The sequence below is a fragment of the Nitratifractor salsuginis DSM 16511 genome (genome assembly GCF_000186245.1).
Lineage (GTDB): Bacteria > Campylobacterota > Campylobacteria > Campylobacterales > Sulfurovaceae > Nitratifractor > Nitratifractor salsuginis.
Window position 1 is genome coordinate 1576401 of record NC_014935.1, and the last position, 19034, is coordinate 1595434.

Genomic DNA, 19034 nt, shown 5'->3' on the forward strand with positions numbered 1-19034 from the left:
AGTATCAAGTACCGAAATTATAGTCTATCTGAAGATAGTTTTCACTAAAATAGCAGAAATCTTCCCGTAAAAGTATAGCTATTTGCATAAATTTGGGATCTTGGACAATAATGGGCAACAAACGGATATTTACCACCAGAAGTACCAAACTTCTCATCCTTTTCATTATGGCGGTCGTTCTCATCGCCGGCTTCCTCAGCGCCGTTCTGCGTATCCAGGAGCGTCCCAGAAAAATGCCGCCGCATACTTCGGTCATTCACGATCGGGCTCTGCGGGGAGCCATCCTCTCCCGGGAGGGTTACACCATCAGCCGGTCCAACAAAACCTACGAAGCCACCGTCCACGCCCGCAGCATCGATCCGGAGAAAAAAGAGCTCTTCATCCGTCTTTTCGCCATCTACAGCGGATTGTCCGAAAAGGAGGTCCGGCAAGCATTTCTCGATAAAAAAGGGCATCCCAAAAAAGGCTTCGTCGTCCTGAGCAAAGAGATCGACGCTTCCACCGCGATCCAGTTGAAGTATCTGGCTTACCAGCTCCGTCGTCTCCACGTCTTTCGTTCCTTCCCCAACAAACGGGGTGTCCAGGTCCTCTATGGGCTGGATATCCTCGAAAACGGAGAGGAACGGGAATTCCAGCTCAAAGATACCCTGACCCCCGTCATCGGCTATGTCCGAAGCCGCAATGTCGGCCGCTATCGAAAGATCTACGGCGTCAAGGGGCTGGAGAAGCGTTACGAACCCTACCTCAACAAAACCCAGGACGGCCTGGTGCGGGGGATGCGGGATGTCATCGGCACCATCATCCGCAACAAGAGTAGCCTGCGCATCCCCCGCCGAGACGGATACAACCTGCACCTGAATGTCTCCCTCGCGCTGCAAAAGTATGTCGAAGCGACCCTCGACAGGATGAAAGAAGAGACCGGGGCCAAAGAGATCATCGCCGCCGTGATGGAGAGCCGAAGCGGCAAACTCCTCACTCTAGCCAGCTCAGAGCGTTACGACCCCGCGCACATCACCCAGGCGGATATCCCCAAGCTCAATGCCAAATTCACCGAATACCCCTATGAACCCGGCTCCGTCATCAAACCCCTCACCCTGGCCATCGCCCTCGACAAGAACCGGGTCACTCCCGATACGGTCATCAACACTTACAACGGCGGGCCTTTTCATATCAGCAAACACCAAACCATCACCGACGACGAAGCCTACGACTCCCTCAGCGCCACCGACATCATCGTCCACTCCTCCAACATCGGGATTTCCCAGATCGCCTGGCGGCTCAGCGGTGCGGAATTTCACAAGGGATTGAGCGCTTTCGGCCTGGGGCGGCGCACCGGTATCGACCTCTCCCGGGAACTCCCCGGGCGGATCAAGCCGGCCCGTCTGCTGGAGCGCAAACCCCACGAAGCCAACCAGGCCTACGGCTACGGAATGCACGCGACCTTTGTCCAGCTGCTGCGGGCCCACAACGCCTTCAACAACGGCGGCCTGCTCGTCACTCCCCGGATCGTGGATTCCGTCACCGATGCCTCAGGGAAAAAATACCGCATCGACACTCCGGCACCTCATCGGATCATAAAACCCCACACCGCCCGGCAACTCCACCGAATCCTGGAAAAAGTGGTCAGCGAAGGAACCGGTGTCGCCGCCCAGTACCCGGGCCTGGACATCGGAGGCAAAACAGGAACGGCCCATATCACCGAGCACGGCCACTATGTCAAAAAATACAACAGCTCCTTCTACGGTTTCGCCAACGACGACAAAGGGCATCGCTACGAGATCGGAGTCCTGGTGATCCAGGCAAGCAAGTACCACAAATATTTCGCCGCCCAATCCGCCGTCCCGACCTTCAAAGCCATTGTGGACGATATGGTGGAACTGGGCTATCTCCACCCCAACCTCACTCCCGAACAGCGGGAAGCGATGCTGGCCAAAGAGAAAAAACGCCGCGCCGCCGCCCGGAAAAAGCAGCAGGAACGCACCCGGCAGATCAAAGAGCTGCTCCGCCGCCAGCGGGAGCAGATGCGTCGACAGGAGCGGAAAAACCATACAGCGCCCCGGCACCGCAGACCGGCACCGATCCCCGCCCGAGTGCACCACAAACCCCGGGTCTATACCCCGGCTCCAATCCCCCGCCGGCGGACACCCCACGAGGCCCTGCCCGATATGTTCTGAGTCAGAGCCAGAGATTGTCGATCAAGCGAGTCTTCCCGACCCAGGCGGCCACTAGGATGATCGTGTTGCCCTCTTCCACCCGCTCCAGGGGCCGAAACTCCCGATCCACGATGGCCACATACTCCAGGCGATCCACTTCCGACTCCAGTATCCCCTCCATCGCCCTTCGAATCACTTCACTCTTACGTTCGCCGTTTTGTATCATTTCAGCGGCGCGCTTCAGGGACCGCGAAAGACTCAGCGCACGGCGGCGCTCTTCATCACTCAGATAGAGGTTCCGGCTGCTCAGTGCCAAACCGTCGGGATCGCGGACGATTTCACAGGGGACAATTTGCGTTCGCATAAAGTAGGTGCGCACCATTTGCCTGATTAGCACCAGCTGCTGTGCATCCTTCTTACCGAAATAAGCCCGGTCGGCCCGGCTTAGATTGAGCAGCTTCATCACTACTTGGAGCATCCCGTCGAAATGGCCGGGGCGCTTGGCCCCCTCCAGGATATATCCCCGGATCTTCGGTGCCCCGATAGAGAGTTCATCCTCTTCATAGATCTGATCCGTCGTCGGCATATAGAGCAGATCCACCCCGGCCAATTCGCAGATCCTGCGATCCGCCTCTTCCCTCCGGGGGTATTTGTCGAGATCCTCCCCTTCGAGAAACTGGGTCGGATTGACGAAGATCGAGACGATCACGTGATCGTTCTCCTCTTTCGCCCGGCGGATCAGCGACAGGTGCCCCTCGTGTAAAGCCCCCATCGTGGGGACAAAGCCGATCGATCCCGTCAATGCATCCCGCACCGTCACGAACTCTTCATAACTCCTCTCTACCTTCATAACCTCGCCTTCTACGATATTTTGCTAAAATCTTACCCCAAACTTGTGTAATTAGGAGTTAGGAATTAGAATTTAGGATTCTAGTCAAATAAAACTGTTTACAACTTCTAATTCCTAATTTCTCATTCCTAATTTTCAAAAAGGAACTTTTCAAAATGGATGCCTACGAATACGGCGAACTGCTCAAAAGCCTGAGCACGAAGATGGAGAATATCACCAACATCGTCAAGCCCGAGGAGATCCGCAAGCGCCTGGATGAGATCGAGGAGATGCAGCAAAACCCCGAATTCTGGACCGACAGCGATCGGGCGGCCAAAATCTCCCAGGAGAAGACCCGGCTGGAGCGGACCCTCGCCAAGTACGACGAAGCCAAAGCGGCCCTCGAAGATGCCCAGGAGTATTTCGAGCTGGCCAAAAGCGAGGGAGACGAAGAGACCCTGGAGATGCTCTACGACGAGGCGGAAAACCTCAAAGAGCACATCCAGCAACTGGAAGTCGCCATCATGCTCAGCGGCGAACACGACAGCGCGAATGCCATCGTCACCATCCACCCGGGTGCGGGCGGGACCGAGAGCCAAGATTGGGCCAGTATGCTTTATCGGATGTATCTGCGCTGGGCGGAGCGCCACGGCTTCAAAGTGGAAGTGCTGGACTACCAGCCCGGTGAAGAGGCGGGGATCAAGGATGTGAGTTTCATCATCAAAGGGGAGAACGCCTACGGCTATCTCAAGGTCGAAAACGGTATCCACCGCCTGGTGCGCATCAGCCCCTTCGACGCCAACGCCAAACGCCACACCTCTTTCACCTCAGTGATGGTCTCCCCGGAGATCAACGACGATATCGACATCGAGATCGAGGACAAAGATATCCGTATCGACACCTACCGGGCCAGCGGGGCCGGCGGTCAGCACGTCAACAAAACCGAATCGGCCATCCGCATCACCCACATCCCCACCGGCATCGTGGTCCAGTGCCAGAACGACCGCTCACAGCACAAGAACAAAGCCGCCGCGATGAAGATGCTCAAGTCACGGCTCTATGAGTATGAGATGGCCAAGAAGCAGGCGGAGATCGACGGCATTGAAAAGAGTGATATCGGATGGGGCCACCAGATCAGAAGTTATGTCCTGCAGCCCTATCAGCAGGTCAAAGACACCCGCAGCGGTCAAGCCTTCACCAACGTCGAAGCGATCCTCGACGGGGACATCGACAAGCTCCTCGAAGGAGTCCTCATCGCCCAGGCGAGTGGAGAGAAAGAGAACGCCGAGGCTTAGGCGTCCCCCTCACCTTTTATTCCCGCACCGAATAGATCTACTATTCAAACTCCAGGGTCAATTTGTCCTGATGAACGGTGAAAGCATCGAGTCGCTTCGCCTGAAATTTCGGTCCGAAACTGTAAACCACCAACGAACGTAGCGCCCGGGCCACCAAAACCGGGATCTCCTGACGCGCTCCCGCCGATATGTACTCCTGCAGGGAGACATCGCCGCCGAAATTGAGTGTGACCGGTTCCAATTTGTCGAAATAGAGGGCGTGGCTGCCGGGATCATACCGGAGCTTGGCCTGATAGCGGAGCGTGCCGTCGATCCCCTCGGGAATTTCGAAACTGGTCATAACAAAGCGGGTGATGAGGCTGAGGCTGCCCGGCTGATCGCCTTGCTGCACCAGTGCGGATTCCAGCACCACTCTGCAAAACTTGCCTTTGAGCGATTTCGGGAGCTGTTTTTGCATCTGGGTATCGAGATCATCAAAGGTGAGTATCTTTTCACTTTTTCCGAACAGAGGTACGGTCGGCATCGCACATCCACCGACGAAAAACGCAAGGGCGACGATCCATATCAATCGTTTCATTTGACTCCAGTCTCCATTGAGATTTGGGGCAATTATAACCAGATTGGGCGTTCTAGGAAAGGGGGCGGAGTTCCCGGTCTTCGAGAAGATATTGCCGGGAGCATTTCCGGGCCACTTCCGGATCATGTGTCACCAGGAAAAGGGCCCTTTCCCCCTGGGAGATATATTCGAGCAGTGCCGTCATCACCAGTTCCGAAGTCTCCAAATCGAGATTGCCCGTAGGCTCATCGGCAAAGATCAGTTTGGGCTTTTTGTTCAGCACGCGCACCAGAGAGACCCGCTGTTGCTGGCCCCCGGAGAGTTCACTCACCTTTTGATCGACAGTCTCACTGATCTCCAAAAGGTCAAAAAGCTCCGGATCGAAGGGCTGCTTCGCCAACAATGCGGCCACTTCCACGTTTTCTCGGGCGCTCATCCCCTTGAAGAGATAATGGTGCTGGAACACCACACCTGTCTCATAGCGCCGGAGCATCTCTTTGCGTGCCTCTTTGAGCCGGTAGAGATTCTGGCCGAACAACCTCACTTCGCCTTCGAGCGGGGGGATCAATCCTGCCAGGGTATGGAGCAGAGTCGATTTCCCGCTGCCGCTACGCCCCATGACCGCCACACTCTCCCCTGCTCTGATCGTCATGGAAACGTTATCGTAGAGAGGGTAATCGAAGGCATGGGATAGGCCCTGAGCTTCAAGCAGGAGCATGGACATTGAATTCCTTGTTGAAAAAGAAGTATGTCGATTATATCACAGGGAATAGAGTGGAACGTTTTGGGAAAAAAGGGGGGAGCAGGGGCTTACTTGCCCATCTGCTTGGCGACTTCGGCTGCGAAGTCCTCTTCGACCTTTTCGACGCCCTCACCGAGCTCGAAACGGACGTAGTCGATCAGTTTGGCGCTGCCGCCTGCCTCTTTGGCGACTTTGGCCAGATATTCACTGACGCTGATCTTGTCATCCATAACGAACTTCTGGTTCTCCAGGGTATTATCCTGGAGGAAGCGCTTGATTTTGCCGGGCAGAATCTTCTCGAGGATGTTCTCGGGCTTACCCTCTTTGAGCAGCTGCTCTCTGGCGATCTCTTTTTCCTTCTCAATCACTTCGGCGGGAACCGCCTCTTCGTTGAGATAGGTGGGGTTCATCGCCGCGGCATGCATCGCGATGTTTTTGAGCGCCTCTTTGACCGCGGGGCAGGTCTCGGGCTTGTCGCATTGAGCCGCCACCAAAACACCTACACGGCCGCCGGCATGGACATAACCGTTGACGGTGCCGTTCTCATCGGTTTCGATCGTCGCGACGCGGCGGACAACCAGGTTCTCACCGATGGTCGCGATCTGCAGGGCCAGATACTCTTTGAATCCCTCACCTTCGATTTCGCTCTCCAGGATCTCTTCGGCGCTGGCCAGGTTGTTGGCGAACGCGTGCTCGACGACCTGGTTGGCGAAGCTCTGGAACTTCTCGTTCTTGGCGACGAAGTCGGTCTGCGAGTTGATCTCGACCATAATCCCTTTGTGGTCTTCGATCTTCATCGTGATGGCGCCTTCGGCGGCGACTTTGTCCGCTTTTTTCGCCGCGGCACCCAGGCCCTTCTTGCGCAGCCACTCTACCGCGGCTTCCATATCACCGTCGGTGGCGCTCAAAGCCTGCTTGCAGTCCATCATACCGGCATCGGTCATCTCTCTCAGTTTTTTGACATCTTTGGGTCCGAAGTTTGCCATTATTTAGCCTCCTCGACTTTCTCTGCGGGCTCACTGGCCTCTTTTTCAGCATCGGCTTTTGCCTCTTCGACGATCGCTTTCATCTCCTCTTCGCTGACGTTGGCAGCCGCGGCCGCCTCTTCGCTGATGGCGGCGGAAGCTTCACTACTCTCTTCACCTTCAGCAGCGCCATGCTCTTCTTCATAGATCGTTTTACCTTCGATGATGGCATCGGCGATTTCACGGCAGAAAAGGTTGATGGAACGGATGGCGTCATCGTTGCCGGGGATGGGATAGTCGATCAGGTCGGGATCGCAGTTGGTGTCCAGGGGAGCGATGACGGGCATACCCATCCGGCGTGCCTCTTTGACGGCGATGTGCTCTTTGACGGCGTCGATGACAAACATCATATCGGGGAGTTTTTTCATATGGCGATAGCCCTCGAGGTAGTTCAGGAGCTTCTCTTTCTTGCGGCGCAGCATCAGGGCCTCTTTTTTGGTCAGGAGGTTGATCTGGCCGTTCTCTTCCATCTGCTCGATGATTTCGAGTTTACGGATGGATTTTTTGATGGTGGGGTAGTTGGTGAGCATACCGCCCAGCCAGCGGGTAGCGACGTAGGGCATACCGGCACGCTCGGCATGCTCTTTGACCGCGCTGCGCGCCTGCTTCTTGGTTCCGACGAAAAGGACGGTCTTCCCTTCGGCCGCAGCGTCACGAACGACGTTATAGGTATATTTGAAGTAGCGCAGAGTCTTCTGCAGGTCGATGATGTAGATGTTTTTCCGCTCACCGAAGATAAATTTCTTCATTTTGGGGTTCCAGCGGCGGGTTTGGTGACCGAAGTGTACTCCGCACTCCAGCAAATCTTTCATAGTTACCATATTGTTTTGCTCCTTGATTTTATAGCAAATGATTTCGGATCGTCAGACGATCACCTCAGGTTTGAACCTCTGCAGCCCTTAATGCCCGGCGGACACAACCTGTTCAAGGAATAACTGCATGAGAATTTCGCCTACCCCACAGAGATAGGAGGCGCGATTATATCCCAAAAAGGCTTAAAGCTCCACTTCAGTTATTTGTAACTCTCCAGGCGCTTAAACCACCCTTTTTTGAAGCGCCAAAGCTTTCGCTCGGGCGGAGCGATACGGATCAGTCGCTCCAGCACCTTTCGGGCTGCGACGGCAAAAGCGTGATGGGGATCGGGATCACGAAGATCCATCCGTGTAAGGACCTGATAGAGCCCCCACCCTTTGCCCTGATAGCGCTCGCTTTTGGTAACTCCGTCGCCTTTGAAATTGATGTAGTCGATGAGGATATAGGCCCCCTGGGGATCGACGCTGCCGTCTTTTCGATAGAGCAGTCTGCGGTAATTTTTTTCGACGATCTTCCCCTGGCCGTGCCTCTCGGCATAGCGGAGGATCTTCGGGAAGGATTCATTGAGCCGCCGGAGCATATAGCGGGCCTGAAGCCCCTGGGTCCGGTCGAGAAAAACAGTCAACTCCCGCATCTTCGGGCTGTTTTGTTCCTTGGCTTGTTTCCACCGTTCATAGCTGTTCCAGACACAGGGGGTTTGGGGTGTCAGCCACTTGGGCGCTTTGGCCCCGTGGGCGATCAAAAATTTCAGCATCGGAGGGAAAGACTCTTTGAACCACATCCGCTGCTCTTTCGTATACCAGATGAAATGCCCGATCCCGCAGGAGGCGAACTCTTCGCCCTTGTTCCACCAAACCAGTTGCCAGCGCTGTCCGGAGCCTTCGTTTTGCCAAATCATATGGGCGATCCGACGGGCCTGGGCGTCGCTGAGCTTGAGCTCCGAAGCGAAAAGAAAGGAACCGAAGAGGAGAGAACAGACGAGAAAGAGAATCGAATGAGAAATGAGGAATGAGGAATGAGGAACTTTGGATTGCGTTGCTTCGCAACGCTTTTTATTAAAAATCATTACACTAATCCAAAATCCAAAATTTATAATCCAAAATCTTCAATCTCCCTCCACCAGCTCCTTCAATGTCTTCAGCACCTCCTCGACGTGGCCTTTGACCTTGACCTTTTCCCATTTGGCGCGGATGATGCCGTCGGGATCGATGATGAAGGTGGAGCGGACCACTCCCATATATTCCCGTCCGTAGTTTTTCTTGAGCTGCCACACACCGTAAAGCTCACAGACCTTATGATCCTCATCTGCCAAAAGGGTCACTTTGAGCTCCTTTTTGGCGATGAAGTTCTGATGGCGTTTGACACTGTCGGGGCTCACTCCGAGCACCGTGGCCCTCAGATCGCGGAACTCGTCGATATGGGCGGTGAAATCGAGGGCTTCGGTGGTGCAGCCGGGGGTGTTGTCCTTGGGATAGAAGTAGAGGACTACCCAGCTGCCCTGCAGATCCCGCAGGCAAACCTCTTCACTGTCCTGGTTGGGCAGGCAGAAGTCGGGGGCTTTTTCTCCGATATTTGGCATAATGTCTCCTTGAAAGATCGAAAAATTTATGGGCAAAGTATAACAGAAGAGGAAAGAGAATGAGCGAGAATACCAAAGAGGAGCTCCTGACGGAGATCGAAAAGCTGATGGCCTACGGGAAAGAAGAGCCGACGATCAACCCTTCACTCCTAAAATATCTGGACCTCAACGCCCTCACCGAGATCCGGGACAAGCTCAAAGAGCGCAGCGCCACCCTCAAGGAGGAGGACAAAGAGTGGTTACAGCAGTTTAGGAAAGAGGATTAAAAGTCGCACGTCGCAGGCACGGGCCTTCGGCCCTCAAGTCACAAGATTTGGAAATCCGTGTTACGTGCTACGTGCTACGAGAAAAGAAAAAAATCTTCTATTCACCCAGAAATTATTTACTCATCACCCAGCAATCCAAAATTCAAAATCCAGAATCCTCAATCTCCAACGATCGGCGGTGCCGGATTCGCCGCCAGGAAGTCCTCCGCATCCCAGGCATCGATCCCCCGTCTTTTGGCTTCGGCAGCCATCAGGCCGGAGGCACGGTTGTCGATGAGCTTTTTGTCACGGTCGTAAAGCCGGGCACTGCACACGCCGCAACTGGGGCTGCGATCCTTGCCGATAAAAAGATCGATATCGGGATGGGTATCGAAAAAGTTTCGGGCGTATTGCTCAACCGGAGGAGAGAGATCGGCCCCGGTGAGGTTGGAGATCGCCTTGACCCCCTCCTCCGTCTCCACCAGGTCCATCGTGGGACGGGGTGTGCCGAAGGCGTGGTCCTCGGGGCAGAAGGGGATCAGTTCACACCCCTCCAGTTTGCCCAGGAGTTTGGGGTCCCGGTTGTCGGTGCCGTCGTAGCGGCAGCGCTCACCCAGCAGGCAGGCGCTGATGGCGACTTTGGGTTTCGCCATCAGCCGCGTCCGAACATCTTGCCCAGCATACCGAGGGCCCCCTCGATCCCTCCGACCTGATCGAGAAGATTGGAGAGCATATCGCTGCCGGCGGGCGTCGCTTTGTCCACCACTTCGGGCACGGCATCGGCCAGAGCCTTGCGGGCGCTTTCAACGCTGATCCCCAGCTCCTGAGCAAAGGCTTCGACCTTTTCGCTGCCCAGAGCCGATTCGAGCTGCTCCGGATCGACCGGAGCGTTCTGCCCCTCTCCCAGCCAGCTCTGGACCAGGTCCCCCAGACCGCCTTTGGCGAACTGTTGAACCAGGGCGCCCAGATCGAGATCGCCGCCCTCTCCTCCGAACACCTTGGAGAGCGCTCCGCTGATCGCATCGGTATCCAGGCCGCTCGTCGCCTCGTCACTGTTGTTTTTGATCATCGAAGCACCCAGTTGCAGCAGTTGATTGAGATCCATAATTAACTCCTTTTGGGATCGGTGATCCCGATTTCAATTGTGAATGTCTCCACCGGCTAATAGCCGGTGGCTTCAGATTACGGCTGAAAGCCGGTCATTCAGCCTGAAGGCCGTCGGTTGATCAGACAACTCGGAACTCATCATCAAGCTCTGGTGGTTGTTGGTTCTTGATATATTCCATCCAGACTTCATCGGTCACATTTCCACTCGTTGCAACCCAGTATCCTCTCGCCCACAAATGCTGCCCCCAATACCGCTTCTTCAGCATCCGAAATTCACTCATCAATTTATGCGAACTCTTCCCTTTCAAATATTGCACTGCCTTTGATACGGACATATTTGGCGGTATCCCTATCAACAAATGTACATGATCCCGATTGATGGATCCTGCATAAATCACCATCTCCCGACTCATCGCAATCTCACGTAACAAATCTCGGCATCGGTACCCCACATCCCCTTTTAAGACGGGATAACGGTATTTTGTCGTCCACACGAGATGGTATTTACAGTCCCATACTGTATGCCCACCATTTCTATACTCTTGCATCTTTCAAGCATACCATATCCCGGCCGCCTAAAGGCGTGGGGTTTACGGATCCCCGATGGGGGACTCTAAAAGACAAAAAGCATCAGATAGACCCAGATGCCTGTCAACGCGGTGAGAAAGATCCCCCAGGCACTCCACCAGCCGCTACGGATGTGGCGCAGGGTGTAGCCGCCCGGGAGGTTCCGGCATCGCCAGTTCCGCTCCGCCAGGACCAGGGTCCTCAGCCACCAGAGCAGCGTCGCGACCGCGATCGCGACGTGCAGGACCAGAAAGCTCACCAGCAGCCAATGGGGCAGAGAACTCTGCTGGGCGAAGCGGGTGAAGCCGCCGCCGGTGCGCACCCCGTACTCGAACCAACCGACGACCGCCGCCGAGAAGAAAAAGAGCAGCCACTGATAGCAGCGGTGCAGGCTGTAGTGCCCCTGCCGCGCAAAGAGGATCCCCACATAGAGTGCCAGGGGAAGAAGCGCCACGACCGTCGTCATCAGATCCATAAAAAAGGGGGCCTCCGTCCCGAAAAAACCTGGTTTGAACATATATCGCATCATCGATTTCCCTCCCAGTTAGAAGATGACCACGGATTGGATCTCCGTAAACTCTTCCAGAGCGAAACGCGGGCCTTCACGCCCCACTCCCGAGAGTTTGACCCCGCCGTAGGGTTGGACGTCAAAACGGACCGTGGGGATGTCGTTGACGACGACACCCCCCGCCTCGGCTGCGTCGATGAAGGCCTTGGCCGCACGGATCGAATCGGTGAAGATCGAATACTGCAGGCCGTAGGGAGAGCTGTTGATCTTCTCCAGCGCTGTCTCCATATCGGGCACGCTCACCAGAGAGACCACCGGGGCGAAGACCTCTTCACAGACAATCTTCATCTCGTCGGTCACATCAGTCACCACCGTCGGAGGGAAGATCCCGTCGACCTCTTCGCCACCGACGAGGATCGTGGCACCTTCATCCCGGGCGCTGGCGACCCAGCTCTTGGCCCGGTGTCTGGCATCCTCGTCAATCAGGGGCCCCATAAAGGTCTCCTCTTCGTAGGGAGATCCCACTTTAAGCAGCTTAGTCTCCTTGGCCATCAATTCGGCGAACTCTTCGTAGACCGCTTCGTGCACGTAGATCCGCTGCAAAGAGATACAGACCTGCCCGCTGTTGTAAAAGGAACCGAAAGCGCACTTGGCCGCCGCATCGGCCAGGTTGGCCTCCTTATCGATGTAGGTGGCGGCATTGCCCCCCAGCTCCAGGCTCACTTTTTTGATCCCCGCCTCGGAGCTGATGATCTTGCCTACCGGAACGGAACCGGTAAAGCTGATCACCCGGGGAATGGGGCTCTTGACCAGGGCCGAGCCCACTTCGGCATCCCCGTAGACCAGGCTGAGGGCATCGGGAACGGCATGTTCTGATTCGATGAAAAGCTTGGCCAGTTTGTAGGCGGTGAGCGGCGCTTCCGGGGTCGGCTTGAGAACCACAGCGTTGCCCGCCCCCAGGGCAGGAGCGATCTTGTGAGCGATCAGATTGAGGGGAAAGTTGAAGGGGGTGATGCAGACCGCCACTCCCGCAGGGATGCGGCGCCAATAAGCCGTCGCTTCCCGGCCGCTCGGGGCGACATCGGTGGGGATGGTCTCTCCGACGAAGTGCACCAGCTCTTTGGCGGTGAGCTCAATAGTCTCGGCACAACGCTGCACTTCGATCCGGGCGAAGTGTATCGGCTTGGCGATCTCGTCGACGATCAGCCGGGCAAAATCTTCCTGATTCTCCCGAATCTTCGCCGCCACATCCTCCAGCCAGGCGATCCGCTGATGCAGGGGAGCCTTGGCCGCTGCCTTGGCGGCGACTTTGGCCACTTCCAGCGCCCGTTTGGCATCTTCGGGAGAGCAGACGGGATAGCGGCTGACCACTTTACCGGTATAGGGATTTTTGCGTTCGATCAACGCTTCGCGACTCTCCTCGGCGGATCCGAAGAGAATTTTGGCGGTGCGATCCTCTTCATCGCTCCCAAAGAGTTTGAACAGGGCCATAAAACCTCCTCCTTTCGAACATCGTGATAGGTTCTATTGTAGCCAAAAGGGGTTTAAAGGGGGAGTTCTATGTCGATTAGTCATTGGTCATAAATCATTGGAAGAGTTGAGCGTTGAGTGCTGAGCGTTGAGAAATCTTGTCGCCCGCTTGTTTATGGGCATTGAGGCATCGGAAATTTAAAAGAATCATTATCAACAAATTCTCAATTCTCAATTCTCATTTACTGCGAAGTCTCTTCTTCCCGCAGTGTGGAGTGGGAACAGCTCCCCTCCTCGCAGTAGCTTCTTTTGAGGATGAACTTCCAGATGAAATCCTTGATCGCCAGGGCGACACAGTAGAGCCAGAGCAGATCCGTCACCCACCAGCGGGGATAGTCGAGCCCGTAGACCAGGGCAGGATAGCCCAGGATCATGATCCATTTGAAATAGTAGAAAAAGAGGATCCCCGCCCCATAGATTTCACGTAGCACTTTTTTCAATTTCACTCCTCTTTAGAATAGTTTCTGCAGGAATTTTCCCACGGGGCTTCCCCCCTTGATCACCTTGTCGATCTTCTTACGGATCTTTTTGTTTTTGATCACCTTTTCGATCTTGTGTTCCAGGGCCTGGGTCATAATGGGGGTCATCGCCGGATGTTTGAGCGGCCCGTGGATCCGGATCATATATTGGTGTCCGTGGTCATCGATTTTCAGCACCGCATCGATACTTTGCTGTATCCGATCGATTTTTCCACCTTTGATCTCGAGTCGGGTACGCGAAGAGGTGGCGTGGAAATCGAAGAGGATCGGTCGTTTTTCGATCTGCGCCGTCAAAATTACCCGGCTGAAGAGCTCACGACTCAGGTCCCGTTTGAGCAGCAGAGAGGCCACCTGGGTCAAAGGGCTTTGGACCAGGCGGATCCCCTGTGATTCCACCTTGAGATTTCCCCGCTCACTCTGGAGATTGTAGCGCAGGTCGCTTTGGGCTTTCCCGGTCAAAAGCGGAGAGATATCCAAAGCTTTCATCACCCGGGCGATCTCCATCCCCTGGGTCCGGATACGCAACAGATCCCCATCCAAAACATAATCAAGCCGGCCGCCCCACTCTTTCCCACTCCCGGTCACATGCAGTTTCCCCGCCCAGTCGAGACGTCCCGTCACCACCAGAGGCCCCCGATAGCGCCGTCCGGTCAAAGGCTGGAGACGTGAGAGATCGGGAATGTTCAGCGCATAAAGCGACCTAAAGCGTCCCGAGTCGAAAAGATAGCGTCCCTTGCGAAGCTTCAGCACCCCCCATCCGCTTTCCAGATCCGACTGCAGGGTGAGTTCTGAACCCAAGAAATGTCCATCGCTCCGGACCTTCAGGGAAAGCGGCCGGCCAAGGCGGATGCCGCAGAGTTTTTTCAGAGCCTTCGGATCGGCCAGAGCCTTGAGATTTAGCGTATAATCTCCGCTCTTTCTGGCGATGTCTTTGAGATTCAGCTTACCGTTGAGCGTGGCCTTCTTCCACAGCGGCGGCAGTCCTGCCAGGCTGGAGAGCTTCCGGCCGTCGGTATTCTTCAGCGTCAGCTCCAGGCTTGCGCCGCTGTAGCGCCAATGGATCCTGCCGCCGAAGGAGACGGTCTCCCCTTCTACCCGCAAAAGCTTTTTGACGGGAAGATAACTCATCTCCCCTTTCAGATCGGCCCGGTAGGATCCTCGGGCTTTGGCGAAGAGCTTCAACCGGCGCAGATCGGGGAATATCAGCCGGTATTTCCCCTCCATCGCCCCGCTGATCCATTCATATTTCAAATCACTCAGCACCAGATCCAAAAGGGGGCTTCGGTAATCCGCCGAGGCTTGCAAGAGGCTTTTATGCAGACGGCCTTGGCTTTGGAGGGTAAAATCAAGCGCCTTGCCCGGATCGGTCCCAACGAGCTTGAGCAGCTCCTCTCGGTTCCAACGGCCTTTGGCCAGGAGGGTATAGCGGCCCTCGAGCTTTTTGAGGTCCTGAAAACGGGCGGTGGCATCGATTTTCCCCGAACGTGCCAGAGGAGGCTCTCCCGCCAGAGCCAACAGCGACGGGATCCCCACCTGTTTCAGGCTCAGCTCCAAGGCGCCGTTATCGTAGAAAAAGCGGGTCTTGCCCTCCAGGCTCGGGCTCACACCCGTCAACTGCAGAAGTTCTTTTCCCCGATCGAGATAGAGGGTTCCGGCCATTTTCCAAGGCCCGTAGAGGGCGGTATGCGTCAGGGGCTTCAGGCGGGAGAGTTCGGGGATCTCCAGACGATAGTCGCTTTTGAAGATTTTGAGCTTGCGGTCGCTGCGGAAATTTTTCAGGCTTAGATCGATCAGCCCGCTATGCAGGGCTGCTTCCCCTTTGAGAAGTTTACCCGCGAGGCGAAGCCGGCCCTGGAGAGTATATTTCCGGACCGGGGGAAGTTGGATGCCGAAATCCTTTTTGAGGAGTCGGGCATCGATTCGACCTTCATTGACTTTGAAATCGATCCCCCCCTTCTGCACCGTGGCATCGATGCTGGGAATTTCGGCTTTCAGATCCAGCATGCCCGTCGCATAGGGCGGCTTCCCGGCGAAGGCCAGCAGCTGATCCACCCGGGCTCCTTTGGCATCCGCTTTGAGGCCGAGGACTTTTCCCTCACGCATTTCGAGGGCATAATGGAGGCTTGCATCGAAGCCCCGTCCCGCTCCCGTAACCGTCATATCGGCCGGCTTGCCTTTGAGCCGCCCTTGCAGATCGAGTTTGACGGGATAGCGCTCCGTCCCGATCGACACTTCCTTCGCGTTCACCCGATAGCCAAGATCGAAGCTGAGGGGAATCCAGCGTACCGGGCCGGCAGCTTCGAAACGGATCGTTTTGTCCACAGTCCCGGAGAGTTGCAGAGTGTTCAACCTCGGTTTGAGGCTGTCAAGCTCCACCCGATGATTGGGCAGCGTATGATGCAGATAGGCGTTGGCCAGGGGAATCAGCACCAGGGAACGCCCCGGCGGAGTGAAGAGGATTGCAGCGATTACGGCGAGTGTGCCGAATAAAATAGCGAGTGTTTTTTTCATCAGACCCCCGAATCTCGTCTCGATAATAGTGTATGGGAAAGATTATAGCGAAGAGATCCGGGCAGAAGAATCAGAGTGCGCCCAGAGCCTTTTTGACGTTGTCATCGGCCATAGAGATATTCCACTCGGGCTCCCAGACCACCTCGACTTCGACATTCTTGACGCCGGGAACCCGCATCTCCACCGCATCCTTGACCCATTGGGTCAGCATCTGATGCAATGGACAGCCCCGTGTCGAGAGGGTCATCACGACTTTGACATTGCAGTCGTCATCGATAATGGCATCGTAGATAAGTCCCATCTCCACCAGATTGAAGCCTACCTCCGGGTCGACGACATTGCGGATCGCATCGTAAACCTGTTCTTTGGTAATGTCACACATCAAAAATCCTTTTTATTACTTCTTGACGCCGAATGAGAGCATCCACTTCACACTGGCGAGCATAAAGCCCGCGCCCACGATCAAAAGCGCCACGCCTCCACGGTAGAGATCGTTTACCCCCAGGAGGATACCCAATCCGGCGATCACCACGCCCGAAGCTGTCAATGCGAATTCCCAATCGGCCATATGTTTGGGATACATCTCCTGCAGCATCGGAACCCGTTCTTTGCCCACCAGGGGGCTGAAACGCTCGAACCAGACCAGAAAGGGAATGATCTTGTAGAGGTGCCCCGTGATCAGAAAGGTCACGAAGCCCATAATCAAAAACCAGGCGGCCGAGAGAACCAGACGTTCCGAATCGACGAAAAAGGTCAGAAAGCCCAAAAACGCCGCCACGACAAGCGCCCCGTATCCGAAGAACATCGAGCGGGCCCAGATATCGTTCTCTTTGCGGGCACGAAGTTTATAGATCAGCCAGACCTGATAGAGGTAGAGCCCCACCGCAACCAGCATCAACGCCATCGCCAAAACACGACCGACACTCAGGCCGACCAGTGTGGAGAAGAGGTGCAAGAGCACTCCCGCAAGCATCAGATTGAAAGCCCGGTTGATCGGCGTTTCGTCAAAGCCGTGGGCCAGGCCGAACATGGGCAGTAGGATCAACGAAAGCCCCATGATGGTCAAGACCACATAACCGCCCAGCACCAGCACGGCGTGGGTGCTCAGCCACCAGGCCACATCGATCTTGACCCCCGCTCCGATGGCCAGGGTCATCAAAAATCCCACGACGATCCCCGTCGTGAGAAAAAGGTTGGCGGCTACGGCGGTCTTGACCGTCAGAGTGACATTGGTGACCTTTTTCAGGGTCATCAGGGTGTCGTAGAGGTAGATCAGCATCGCCGTGAGCACCAGCAAGCCCCCGTAGGGGAGTACCGCCGACGCCCACCAGAACCCCAGCACCATCAGCAGGGTCCCGATCAGCAGCAGAGGCCAGATCACATAATAGAGATCCACCGAATGGTGCCCCACTTCCACGACGACCGGAATGAGCTGTGCCATGGCTCCGAAGATGATCATCATCACGAAGCCCAACAGATACCAATGGACCCAGCCGGCGATATTGGGATCGAAATGGCCCATCTTCGGATCGAGGAAGAGCAGAGCCACACTGCCCAGAAAAAAGAAGATCGTCCCGATGATGAAAAAAGGGGCGATCATACTGAAAGGAGGCGCATAATCCTTGGAAATGGAGAACATAAGCCGATCAACCCTCGCAGTGGCTGTCGTCGAGCTTGGCCTGCTCGCTGGCACCCGGCTTGTAGCCAAAGACCAGCTTCACCCGTCCGTCGGGAAGGGCTTCCTCTTCGATTTGATAATTCTCTTCGATCTTGGCCAAAAGCCCCATGGGTTTTTTGTGGTTGATCATCACCAGTTTCTTGTCGGGACCGTCGATGAGCTTGAGCCCCGCCATGGCGTTGACCATCGGCTCCGGGGGACCGCATTTGGACGTATCGAATTCGTAATACTGAGTCTCACCGATCTTGTAGGTGAAGAAGGGAACAGTCGCTCCGGGGACTTCAATGGGTTCTTTTTTTATTTCTGACATATTTACTCCTATTTGAAAGATGGGGTATTATAGAGCGGTCAAGCTATAAAAGAGTTGATCAAGGTCAAGAAATTTAGTGTATTCATTGGGAGAGTTGGGCGTTGAGTACTGAGCGTTGAGATGTCGCTCGGTCGCTCCGTGCGGTTTATGGCCGAATTTCAGTTCCGAAGGGAGGGGAAATTCTCCTTGACATACTCTTTGGCCATCCGCTCGAAACGCTCCATGCGTTCTTTGCCTTTGGGAAGTTCCGAACGAAGTTTGCGCATCTGTGCCAAAAATCCCTCCACTCCTTCGGGGAGTACCTGTTCGAACCATCGGCGGATCTGCCGGGCAAAGGCCGGAGAGGCCCCGGAGGTGGAGAAGGCCACAGTCAAATCCCCCCGTTTGACATAGGAGGGAAAGATAAAGTCGCAGTAGCGGGTATCATCGACACTGTTGACCAGTACCCGCGCCTTTCGCGTCTCCTCGAAGATTTGACGGTGAAGCTCCACCGTATCGGTGGCCACGATCACCAGATCGTACTCCAGGGCTTCACCACTGCGGTAGGGCCGGACCAGGAGCGTGAGGCAATGCTCCCGGGCCATCGTCGCTACCGGCTCGGAGACTTCAGCAGCGACAATGGTGATCTCTTTGCAGAAATCGAGGAGCTTTTCGAGCTTTTCGGCGGCGATATGCCCTCCACCGACCAGGAGGATGCGCTTGCCCTCCAGTTGAAAAAAGGCGGGAAAGTAACTCATCAGAGCTTTTTCTTCAAGTCTCCGTGGTAAACCACCGTCGCGGGGTCAATCTCCTCTTCGGTACAACGCTGGAGCAGCTCGGGCACCTCTTCCGCCTCGTCGAGCTCTTTCATCGCCGCGTCCAAATCCTCCTGATAAGTCATCATCATCTCGGCGGAGATCACGTGGTCGACACGCTGGATCTCCATCAATTTGGCGATCTCCCCATTGACATCTTCCGCTTCGATGGTCACGATGATCTTGCCGGTCGGCTTGTCGCCAAAGTGGTATTCACACACACCACTCTCTTCACACCATTTTTTGATCTCGTCATAGTGTTCCGGTGTGCAACGGATAACGATACTCGATATATTCATTTTTTTCTCCCTCT

Annotated in this window: 22 protein-coding genes; 3 read left to right on the forward strand and 19 right to left on the reverse strand. The window is 55.4% G+C overall.

Going from position 1 to position 19034, the window contains the following annotated elements; translation table 11 throughout:
- Positions 1 to 167 precede the first annotated feature (167 nt).
- Complete coding sequence (locus NITSA_RS07990) at positions 168 to 2174, forward strand: peptidoglycan D,D-transpeptidase FtsI family protein (RefSeq protein WP_169308539.1); 2007 nt, start codon at positions 168 to 170, stop codon at positions 2172 to 2174.
- Position 2175: 1 nt separating this feature from the next.
- On the opposite strand, the gene panC is transcribed toward NITSA_RS07990, so the two are convergent.
- Positions 2176 to 3003 (reverse strand): pantoate--beta-alanine ligase, encoded by an 828-nt coding sequence (gene panC, locus NITSA_RS07995; protein ID WP_013554518.1) that lies wholly within the window; start codon positions 3001 to 3003, stop codon positions 2176 to 2178.
- Between the two features lie 155 nt (positions 3004 to 3158).
- Here panC and prfB point away from each other — a divergent pair, with 155 nt between their 5' ends.
- The gene (prfB, locus tag NITSA_RS08000) at positions 3159 to 4277 is read left to right on the forward strand and encodes a peptide chain release factor 2 (RefSeq protein ID WP_013554519.1); all 1119 of its coding nucleotides are present in this window, start codon (positions 3159 to 3161) and stop codon (positions 4275 to 4277) included.
- Between the two features lie 40 nt (positions 4278 to 4317).
- On the opposite strand, the gene NITSA_RS08005 is transcribed toward prfB, so the two are convergent.
- From NITSA_RS08005 to bcp, 6 genes are all read right to left on the reverse strand, one after another.
- A complete protein-coding gene (locus NITSA_RS08005) occupies positions 4318 to 4854 on the reverse strand; it encodes a YceB family lipoprotein (protein WP_013554520.1) in 537 nt (178 codons plus the stop codon).
- Positions 4855 to 4906: 52 nt separating this feature from the next.
- Complete coding sequence (locus NITSA_RS08010) at positions 4907 to 5557, reverse strand: ABC transporter ATP-binding protein (RefSeq protein ID WP_013554521.1); 651 nt, start codon at positions 5555 to 5557, stop codon at positions 4907 to 4909.
- 86 nt (positions 5558 to 5643) lie between these two features.
- A complete protein-coding gene (tsf, locus tag NITSA_RS08015; protein WP_013554522.1) occupies positions 5644 to 6561 on the reverse strand; it encodes a translation elongation factor Ts in 918 nt (305 codons plus the stop codon).
- On the reverse strand, positions 6561 to 7421 hold the full coding sequence (gene rpsB, locus NITSA_RS08020; RefSeq protein WP_013554523.1) for a 30S ribosomal protein S2: 861 nt from the start codon (positions 7419 to 7421) through the stop codon (positions 6561 to 6563). The genes tsf and rpsB overlap by 1 nt, the downstream gene beginning before the upstream one ends.
- Positions 7422 to 7612: 191 nt before the next feature.
- On the reverse strand, positions 7613 to 8479 hold the full coding sequence (locus NITSA_RS08025; protein WP_013554524.1) for a hypothetical protein: 867 nt from the start codon (positions 8477 to 8479) through the stop codon (positions 7613 to 7615).
- A 39-nt stretch (positions 8480 to 8518) separates the two neighbouring features.
- A complete protein-coding gene (bcp, locus tag NITSA_RS08030) occupies positions 8519 to 8992 on the reverse strand; it encodes a thioredoxin-dependent thiol peroxidase (RefSeq protein ID WP_013554525.1) in 474 nt (157 codons plus the stop codon).
- 59 nt (positions 8993 to 9051) lie between these two features.
- Here bcp and NITSA_RS08035 point away from each other — a divergent pair, with 59 nt between their 5' ends.
- On the forward strand, positions 9052 to 9258 hold the full coding sequence (locus tag NITSA_RS08035; protein WP_013554526.1) for a hypothetical protein: 207 nt from the start codon (positions 9052 to 9054) through the stop codon (positions 9256 to 9258).
- Between the two features lie 158 nt (positions 9259 to 9416).
- Here NITSA_RS08035 and NITSA_RS08040 read toward each other — a convergent pair whose 3' ends face one another.
- The 12 genes from NITSA_RS08040 to NITSA_RS08095 all read right to left on the reverse strand — a co-directional run bounded on the left by NITSA_RS08040 (position 9417) and on the right by NITSA_RS08095 (position 19020).
- Positions 9417 to 9890 carry a 2-thiouracil desulfurase family protein gene (locus NITSA_RS08040; protein ID WP_013554527.1) on the reverse strand — a complete coding sequence of 158 codons (474 nt, stop codon included), beginning with the start codon at positions 9888 to 9890 and terminating at the stop codon, positions 9417 to 9419.
- Positions 9890 to 10342 carry a YidB family protein gene (locus NITSA_RS08045; RefSeq protein ID WP_013554528.1) on the reverse strand — a complete coding sequence of 151 codons (453 nt, stop codon included), beginning with the start codon at positions 10340 to 10342 and terminating at the stop codon, positions 9890 to 9892. The genes NITSA_RS08040 and NITSA_RS08045 overlap by 1 nt, the downstream gene beginning before the upstream one ends.
- Before the next feature lie 121 nt (positions 10343 to 10463).
- Positions 10464 to 10892 carry an IS200/IS605 family transposase gene (gene tnpA, locus NITSA_RS08050; RefSeq protein WP_013553795.1) on the reverse strand — a complete coding sequence of 143 codons (429 nt, stop codon included), beginning with the start codon at positions 10890 to 10892 and terminating at the stop codon, positions 10464 to 10466.
- A 65-nt stretch (positions 10893 to 10957) separates the two neighbouring features.
- Positions 10958 to 11440, reverse strand: coding sequence for a DUF420 domain-containing protein (locus NITSA_RS08055; protein ID WP_013554529.1), 483 nt, complete (start codon positions 11438 to 11440; stop codon positions 10958 to 10960).
- Positions 11441 to 11455: 15 nt separating this feature from the next.
- Entirely contained in the window at positions 11456 to 12910 is a 1455-nt protein-coding gene (locus NITSA_RS08060; protein ID WP_013554530.1) for an aldehyde dehydrogenase family protein, read from the reverse strand.
- Positions 12911 to 13131: 221 nt separating this feature from the next.
- Positions 13132 to 13389 carry a hypothetical protein gene (locus NITSA_RS08065; RefSeq protein WP_013554531.1) on the reverse strand — a complete coding sequence of 86 codons (258 nt, stop codon included), beginning with the start codon at positions 13387 to 13389 and terminating at the stop codon, positions 13132 to 13134.
- A 12-nt stretch (positions 13390 to 13401) separates the two neighbouring features.
- Complete coding sequence (locus NITSA_RS08070; protein WP_013554532.1) at positions 13402 to 15939, reverse strand: hypothetical protein; 2538 nt, start codon at positions 15937 to 15939, stop codon at positions 13402 to 13404.
- Between the two features lie 70 nt (positions 15940 to 16009).
- A complete protein-coding gene (locus NITSA_RS08075; protein WP_013554533.1) occupies positions 16010 to 16321 on the reverse strand; it encodes a metal-sulfur cluster assembly factor in 312 nt (103 codons plus the stop codon).
- 15 nt (positions 16322 to 16336) lie between these two features.
- Positions 16337 to 17578 carry a hypothetical protein gene (locus NITSA_RS08080; protein ID WP_013554534.1) on the reverse strand — a complete coding sequence of 414 codons (1242 nt, stop codon included), beginning with the start codon at positions 17576 to 17578 and terminating at the stop codon, positions 16337 to 16339.
- 7 nt (positions 17579 to 17585) lie between these two features.
- Entirely contained in the window at positions 17586 to 17927 is a 342-nt protein-coding gene (locus NITSA_RS08085) for a hypothetical protein (RefSeq protein WP_013554535.1), read from the reverse strand.
- Positions 17928 to 18085: 158 nt separating this feature from the next.
- Positions 18086 to 18664, reverse strand: a complete 579-nt coding sequence (locus tag NITSA_RS08090; protein WP_013554536.1) for a precorrin-2 dehydrogenase/sirohydrochlorin ferrochelatase family protein — start codon at positions 18662 to 18664, stop codon at positions 18086 to 18088.
- Positions 18664 to 19020 (reverse strand): chaperone NapD, encoded by a 357-nt coding sequence (locus tag NITSA_RS08095; protein WP_013554537.1) that lies wholly within the window; start codon positions 19018 to 19020, stop codon positions 18664 to 18666. Before NITSA_RS08095 ends, NITSA_RS08090 begins: the two co-directional genes overlap by 1 nt.
- Between the last annotated feature and the right edge of the window lie 14 nt (positions 19021 to 19034).